Raw genomic sequence first — 7,054 nt, 5'->3', positions numbered from 1 at the left:
TGCTGATATTTTCAGGTATATCAACAAATCGTCGGGCAAAAGTGCCCGACCTACTGCTATAGTCGAAGAAAATAAGAATGAGACAAGGCAGTACAGATAGTACGACAAGGCGCAGCAACGCCGTATCATTCTTATTTTCAATGACTATACTTGTACTGTCTGCGGCTCGCCGCCTTGTATCAGAATTTACGCTCCGACTGTATTAAATGACGATAAAACGCGGCCAGGCCGCACCGCCCTATATATAAGGAATACGAATGGCAGAAGTCATTGCTTTTTTAATCGAACACTTTCAAGATTTCGACCGCTGCCCGCCGCCGGAGGATTTAGGCCCGTTCCTTGAAGATGCCGGATTCGACACCATGGAAATCGGCAATACGCTGATGATGATGGAAGTATTGTTCAACAGCTCCGAATTTGCCGCCGAGCCGCTTTTCGGCGATTCGCTGCGCGTTTACTGCAACGAAGAAACTGAAGTTTTGTCGGCTGAAATCGTCGGGCTGCTGCATTATCTGGCCGCAGAAAACGCCATCAGCCCGGAGCAGCGCGAAATGGTGGTGCACGCCCTGACCCACATTCCAGCCGACGAAATCACCTTGGATACGGCCAAAGTGCTGACCCTGCTCGTTTTGTGGGCGCACAAAAGCGAGCTGCCCGTTTTAATCGGCGATGACTTGATGAGCGCGCTGCACGGCAAAGCCGTCATGCACTAACCCCGTTCCACCCATACCCCGCATTTTTTCAGACGGCCTGCCGGAGCCGCAGGCCGTCTGAAAACAGCAAACCACCGATAAGCAAAGAGTACAACGATGGCAAAAAACCTATTAATCGTCGAGTCTCCGTCCAAAGCCAAAACCTTAAAAAAATATTTGGGCGGCGATTTTGAAATCTTGGCCTCCTACGGCCACGTCCGCGACCTGGTGCCGAAAAACGGCGCCGTCGATCCCGACAACGATTTCGCCATGAAATACCAGCTGGTGTCGCGCAACAGCAAACACGTCGATGCCATCGTTGCCGCCGCCAAAGAAGCCGAAAACCTCTATCTCGCAACCGACCCGGATAGGGAAGGCGAAGCGATTTCCTGGCATCTGCAGGAAATCCTCAAATCCAAGCGCAGCCTGAAAAACCTCAAGCCGCAGCGCGTCGTGTTTCACGAAATCACCAAAAACGCCGTATTGGACGCCATCGCCCATCCGCGCGAATTGGAATCCGACCTGGTGGACGCGCAGCAGGCGCGCCGCGCTTTGGACTATCTGGTCGGCTTCAACCTGTCGCCGCTGCTGTGGAAAAAAATCCGCCGCGGCTTGAGCGCAGGGCGCGTACAAAGCCCCGCGCTGCGCCTGATTTGCGAGCGCGAAAACGAAATCCGCGCCTTCGAAGCGCAAGAGTATTGGACGGTACACCTCGACAGCCACAAAGGCCGCAGCAAATTTACCGCCAAGCTGGTGCAGTACGGCGGCGAAAAACTCGAGCAGTTTTCCTTGCCCGACGAAGCCGCCCAAGCCGCAGTATTGGCCGAACTCGCCGGAAAAGAAGCCGTTGTCGGCGCCGTAGAGAAGAAAAAGCGCAGCCGCAACCCCGCCGCACCGTTTACCACCTCCACCATGCAGCAGGACGCCGTGCGCAAACTCGGCATGACCACCGACCGCACCATGCGCACCGCCCAGCAGCTTTACGAAGGTATCGACGTCGGACAAGGCGCCATCGGTCTGATTACCTATATGCGTACCGACAGCGTCACGCTGGCCGATGAAGCACTCACCGAAATCCGCCACTACATCGAAAACAAAATCGGCAAAGCCTACCTGCCGGGCGCGGCCAAACAATACAAAACCAAATCCAAAAACGCCCAAGAAGCGCACGAAGCCATCCGCCCGACCTCCGTGTACCGCACCCCCGAGAGCGTGAAGCCGTTTCTGACCGCCGATCAGTTCAAACTTTACCAAATGATTTGGCAGCGTACCGTCGCCTGCCAGATGACACCGGCCAAGTTTGACCAAACCACCGTCGATATCACCGTGGGCAAAGGCATATTCCGCGTCACCGGCCAAGTACAGACCTTCGCCGGCTTTCTGAGCGTGTACGAAGAAAGCACCGACGACGAAGAGGGCGAAGACAACAAAAAACTGCCGGAAATGGCCGAAGGCGACGCCCTGCCCGTCGACAAACTCTATGGTGAGCAACACTTCACCAGCCCGCCGCCGCGTTTCAATGAAGCCACCCTGGTCAAAGCACTGGAAGAATACGGCATCGGCCGCCCCTCGACCTACGCCAGCATCATCTCCACGCTCAAAGACCGCGAATACGTAACCCTTGAGCAAAAACGCTTCATGCCCACCGATACCGGCGACATCGTCAACAAATTCCTGACCGAACACTTCGCCCAATACGTCGATTACCACTTCACCGCCAAGCTCGAAGACCAGCTCGACGAAATCGCCAGCGGCAAGCGGAAGTGGGTACCCGTCATGAGCCAATTCTGGAAAGGCTTCAGCAAACAGGTCGAAGAAAAAGAAGGCATCGAGCGCGCCAAATTCACCACCGAAGAGCTCGACGAAAACTGCCCGAAATGCGGCCAACACAAGCTGCAAATCAAATTCGGACGCAACGGCCGCTTCGTCGCCTGCGCGGGCTATCCCGAGTGCAGCTACACCCGCAACGTGAACGAAACCGCCGAAGAAGCCGCAGAGCGCACCGCCAAAGAAGCCGCCGAACAAGCCGAACTCGACGGGCGCGAATGCCCCAAATGCGGCGGCGGCCTCGTGTACAAATACAGCCGCACCGGCAGCAAATTCATCGGCTGCGCCAACTATCCCAAGTGCAAGCACATCGAGCCCTTGGAAAAACCGAAAGACACCGGCGTAGCCTGCCCGCAATGTCAAAAAGGCCATTTGGTCGAGCGCAAATCCCGCTACGGCAAACTGTTTTACAGCTGCGAAACCTACCCCGACTGCAACTACGCCACCTGGAACCCGCCCGTGGCCGAAACCTGCCCCAAATGCGCCTGGCCGGTATTGACCATCAAAACCACCAAACGCTGGGGCGTGGAAAAAGTCTGCCCGCAAAAAGAATGCGGCTGGAAAGAGCAGATTGAACCGCCGGCTCCGAAAGGCAGCGCGGCGGAAGAATAAGGCGCTGATGGTCAAAAGCCGTCTGAAAATACAGATTTTTCAGACGGCTTTTTATTTTTAACGTACAATAAGGCAAAATAATCAAGGGAGTAGCGCAATGAAACCTTCCGAAATCATTACCCGCCACCGCCAAACCATCCGCGATATCGCCGCCCGCTTTCCCGTTGCTAACGTACGCATTTTCGGTTCGACCGCAAGAGGGCAGGATAAAGACGGCAGCGACTTGGATTTACTGATTGACCCCTTACCGCATACCACCCTTTTCGACTTGGGCGGCCTGCAGGACGAATTGGAAACCCGCTTGGGTGTACGCGTCGATGTCTGCACGCCTCAAGATTTGCCGGTTTCTTTCCGGCAGCAGGTATTAAACGAGGCGCAGGCATTATGAATATTGACCGCAAACGGGACTATCTAAGCCATATCCGAAAAGCTGCCCAAAATGCCGTTGATTTCAATCAAGGTTTGCAGCTATCGGATTTTCTAGCTGATGAACGTACCCAGCAAGCCACCGTAATGAGTTTGCTGATTGTCGGCGAAGCGGCTACCAAGTTGATGAATGACTACCCTGAATTTACCGAGGCCAATGCACATATCCCATGGCGCAGTATGCGCGGTATGAGAAACCGCATTGCCCACGGTTATTTCGGTATCGATTGGGCTGTTGTATGGGAGACTGTTCAGACGGCCTTACCGGATTTGTTGGATAAGTTGGAAAAGGTACGGATGTAAAACAGGCACAAAAAAGCCGTCTGAAAATACAGATTTTTCAGACGGCTTTTTTGTGTTTTCGGTTTAGGCCGCTATGCCTGGCAGCCGAACGGTGCGCTATTCAGTGCACCTGAAACGGCAGAAACGATACATCCATCACATAGGCTTTGGGGTTGCGCCAATCGACTTTGACGGTTACGGTGTCGCCGAGATACGGCTCGGGGTCGGTGGTCATCGGCGGGCTGACGAACTGCCGCATTTTGCCGTCGTAGGGATTGGGGGCGACGGCGATGATTTCGTATTTGTCGCCCTGGCTGTTTTTCGAGCCGCTGTTCCAATGGCGTACTTCCTGCACCGCCGCTTGGATTTCCGTGCCGTGCGCCTGCGCTTGCTGCCCGCCTTCGTATTTCGGCCACAAGACGAAATAAATCAGCGCGGCGAAAACCACGGCCATGATGCCGCTGACGGGATTGGGGGCGACAAAGGTCACGACCAACAGGATAAAGGTAACAGCGAGGGCGATGATGATGGTGGTTAGGGTAATCATGGTGGTTTCTGATCGGTAAGGGGGATTGTTGGGGAACTTCAATCCTGCTGCGGCGTCGGCTTCCTGCCTTGCAGCGGAATGGATGCACCGGCTATACGCGGGTTTTCAGACGGCCTGCGGGGTCAATACAGCAGTTTTTTACGCGGGCGGGCTTCGGCGGGCGCGGCGGCGTTGAGCGGCTGCAGGTCAAGTATGCTTTCGGTGCGGCCGCTTTCGCCTAGCGTGTCTTCATATTCGGCCACCAGCTTAAGTGTGCCGCTGAAACGCTGATCGGGAATGCGCGCGCGCAGCGTGCGGCTGTCGGCAACAAGGCCGGCGGTCGTTTCGCCGGCGGCCAGCGCGTCCATGCCGTTTTGAAACAGCGGCAGCAGCGTTAAGGCTTGCGCCACGGCTTCGGAGGCGGGGTGTCCGGCTTCCAGCGCGATTTGGAAGCGCAGGTTGTGCGCCGGGCCTTTGCCGTGGTTACAGACGGCCAGTGCCAGCATTTCCGGCTGCTCCGCCACGGGTTGCAGGGTGGCGCGGACGATAGGTTGCACGGCTTCCTGCTTCAGGCGCGTTTCCTGCGCCAGGCGTGTGTTTTTCGCGCGGAGATTGGCTGCCACTAAGGCATAAGCGAGAAAAACCAGCGCGCTTGCGGCGATGGCGGCCACCACGGCGGGCAGGTCGGCCAGATAGGCTTGCGGGTTGAGCCACAGGCAGGCGGTCAGGAAGCCGGCAAAGAAAATCAAAACGTAGAGAAACGGCGCAAAACGGCGGTGCAATGAAGTATTCACGGTCATTCTCGCAAGCGTGTCGGCGGGTGGTCGGATGGGTCGGCGCGGCGCCGTCTGCCGCTGCCCCGAAGGGAGATAGTCGAACATACGGAATGTTGACGATAAAGGCCGTCTGAAAACGGGCTAATTTCGTTTTCAGACGGCCTTATTTTAACAGATTATCCGCTCAGGCTTCGGTGACCGAATCGCGCGAGAAGGTTTTTTCGCAATAATGGCATTTCAGGCGCGTTTGGTCTTTTTGGCGGCGGACATAAAAGCGGCTTTTCACCGGCTCGCCGTGGCTGGCGCAGTTGCTGTTGGGGCAGCGGAACACTTCGGCAATCACGTCGGGCAGCGCAATCTGCATTTTATGCACGACTTTGAAGTCTTCAATCACATTTACCGTTGCTTCGGGCGCGAACAAGGCCAGGCGGTTGGCAGCTTTTTCGTCGAGACGCACGCCCGAGATTTTGATGATGTCTTTGCTGCCCTGCGTTTTGCTCGGCAGGTTGAAGCCCACGGTAACCGCGCTGCCGTAGTGCAGCAGCTTGAACTGGCGCAGAATGGCCAGGCCTTTGCCGGCGGGAATGTGGTCGATAACCGTGCCGTTTTCAATCGCTTCGACGCTGTATTGTTTTTTGTCCATGTTCCGCTCCTTACACTTCTTCGTTCAAGACCAGCGACAGCATCGCCATGCGCGCGTACACGCCGTTGACGGCCTGCTCGAAATAATAGGCGTGCGGCGTGGCATCGACGTCGGGGTGGATTTCGTCCACGCGCGGCAGCGGGTGCAGCACGCGCAGATTGGGCTTGGCATTGGCCAGCATGGCGGCATTCAGGTTGAACTTGCCTTGGATTTTGGCAAACTCCTGCTCGTCGAAACGCTCGCGCTGCACGCGGGTCATGTAGAGAATGTCCGCCCATTCCGCCGCTGTTTCAAGGCTGTCGAACACCTGCCATGTGCAGCCCGCTTCGTCCAATTCCTCGGTGATGTAGTCGGGCATCGCCAGGCTAGGCGGTGATACGAAGGCAAATTCGCAGCCCCAGCGTTTCAGAGCTTGCGCCAGCGAATGCACGGTGCGGCCGTATTTCAAATCGCCGCACATGGCGATTTTCAAATTATTCAGACGGCCTTGCGTTTCCTGAATGGTGACCAAATCCAGCAGGGTTTGGCTCGGATGCTGGTTGGTGCCGTCGCCCGCGTTCAATACCGGCACGGCGGAAAACTCGGCGGCAATCCGCGCCGCGCCGTCTTTAGGGTGGCGCTGGATAATCGCATCGGTATAGCCCGAGATAATCCGCGCGGTGTCGGCCAGCGTTTCGCCTTTTTTCGCGCTGGTGTTGGCGCCGTCTGAAAAACCGATGACCTTGCCGCCCAAGCGCTGCACGGCGGTTTCAAAAGACAGGCGGGTGCGGGTGGACGGCTCGAAAAAGCACGAGCCGATCAGCTTGCCTTTCAGCAAGTCGCCGCGCGGCTCGGCTTTGAGTTTCAGGGCGGTATTCAGCAGCAGCTCGAGCTGGGCGGTGGTCAAATCCGAAATGGAGATGACGTGTTGCTGGTAGAGCGGATTAGGCATGATGGGTTTCCTTATTTCATAGAGCCATTCAAAATCACCATGAGGCGGCCCGGCTGCGCCTTGCCCCCGATTGATTTTGTCCGACTATAAAAAAACCCGCTACGGCGGGATAGTAAACGGAATGACAAAATAACGACAGCGCTGCGGCGGGCAGCGCGGGCAAGCAGTCGAAGCGGATAGAAAGGGTTCATACAGTTGCCGTAAGCGGTCAATCCAATCAGGGGATTATCGCATATTTGCAGGCCGTCTGAAATATCGTATCGGTAAATTAAAGCCGTCTGAAAAACCATGCGGTATGTTCAGACGGCTTTTTGCGGTTTAACCGGCTTAATCAAAGCC

The 7,054-nt window shown here is 56.1% G+C and carries 8 protein-coding genes; 4 read left to right on the top strand and 4 right to left on the bottom strand.

The genetic code is table 11. The features are described from left to right. Positions 1-257 precede the first annotated feature (257 nt). From BDE01S_RS06905 to BDE01S_RS06890, 4 genes are all read left to right on the top strand, one after another. Entirely contained in the window at positions 258-713 is a 456-nt protein-coding gene (locus BDE01S_RS06905; RefSeq protein ID WP_066079243.1) for a DUF494 family protein, read from the top strand. Positions 714-809: 96 nt separating this feature from the next. Beyond that, positions 810-3,131, top strand: a complete 2,322-nt coding sequence (topA, locus tag BDE01S_RS06900; protein WP_066079240.1) for a type I DNA topoisomerase — start codon at positions 810-812, stop codon at positions 3,129-3,131. Positions 3,132-3,228: 97 nt separating this feature from the next. Further along, a complete protein-coding gene (locus tag BDE01S_RS06895; RefSeq protein WP_066079237.1) occupies positions 3,229-3,519 on the top strand; it encodes a nucleotidyltransferase family protein in 291 nt (96 codons plus the stop codon). After that, positions 3,516-3,860 carry a HepT-like ribonuclease domain-containing protein gene (locus tag BDE01S_RS06890; protein WP_066079234.1) on the top strand — a complete coding sequence of 115 codons (345 nt, stop codon included), beginning with the start codon at positions 3,516-3,518 and terminating at the stop codon, positions 3,858-3,860. Before BDE01S_RS06895 ends, BDE01S_RS06890 begins: the two co-directional genes overlap by 4 nt. Positions 3,861-3,960: 100 nt before the next feature. On the opposite strand, the gene BDE01S_RS06885 is transcribed toward BDE01S_RS06890, so the two are convergent. The 4 genes from BDE01S_RS06885 to pyrB form a co-directional block, all read right to left on the bottom strand. After that, complete coding sequence (locus BDE01S_RS06885) at positions 3,961-4,386, bottom strand: hypothetical protein (RefSeq protein ID WP_066079229.1); 426 nt, start codon at positions 4,384-4,386, stop codon at positions 3,961-3,963. A 122-nt stretch (positions 4,387-4,508) separates the two neighbouring features. Continuing rightward, on the bottom strand, positions 4,509-5,159 hold the full coding sequence (locus BDE01S_RS06880) for a DUF8453 domain-containing protein (protein ID WP_147283902.1): 651 nt from the start codon (positions 5,157-5,159) through the stop codon (positions 4,509-4,511). 166 nt (positions 5,160-5,325) lie between these two features. Beyond that, entirely contained in the window at positions 5,326-5,784 is a 459-nt protein-coding gene (gene pyrI, locus BDE01S_RS06875; protein WP_066079221.1) for an aspartate carbamoyltransferase regulatory subunit, read from the bottom strand. Between the two features lie 10 nt (positions 5,785-5,794). After that, entirely contained in the window at positions 5,795-6,715 is a 921-nt protein-coding gene (gene pyrB / locus BDE01S_RS06870) for an aspartate carbamoyltransferase (RefSeq protein WP_066079216.1), read from the bottom strand. Positions 6,716-7,054: the final 339 nt, after the last annotated feature.

Source organism: Bergeriella denitrificans NBRC 102155 (assembly GCF_001592185.1).
In the GTDB taxonomy this organism is placed as follows: Bacteria; Pseudomonadota; Gammaproteobacteria; order Burkholderiales; family Neisseriaceae; genus Neisseria; species Neisseria denitrificans.
The sequence above is the reverse complement of the archived record's forward strand: the minus strand, read 5'-3'. Positions and strand labels throughout refer to the sequence as shown.

Excerpts from the sequence above, each read along its gene's own strand:
- BDE01S_RS06885 (WP_066079229.1), bottom strand. The coding sequence starts at position 4,386 with ATGATTACCCTAACCACCATCATCATCGCCCTCGCTGTTACCTTTATC.
- topA (WP_066079240.1), top strand. The coding sequence starts at position 810 with ATGGCAAAAAACCTATTAATCGTCGAGTCTCCGTCCAAAGCCAAAACC.
- pyrI (WP_066079221.1), bottom strand. The coding sequence starts at position 5,784 with ATGGACAAAAAACAATACAGCGTCGAAGCGATTGAAAACGGCACGGTT.
- BDE01S_RS06895 (WP_066079237.1), top strand. The coding sequence starts at position 3,229 with ATGAAACCTTCCGAAATCATTACCCGCCACCGCCAAACCATCCGCGAT.
- BDE01S_RS06905 (WP_066079243.1), top strand. The coding sequence starts at position 258 with ATGGCAGAAGTCATTGCTTTTTTAATCGAACACTTTCAAGATTTCGAC.
- pyrB (WP_066079216.1), bottom strand. The coding sequence starts at position 6,715 with ATGCCTAATCCGCTCTACCAGCAACACGTCATCTCCATTTCGGATTTG.
- BDE01S_RS06890 (WP_066079234.1), top strand. The coding sequence starts at position 3,516 with ATGAATATTGACCGCAAACGGGACTATCTAAGCCATATCCGAAAAGCT.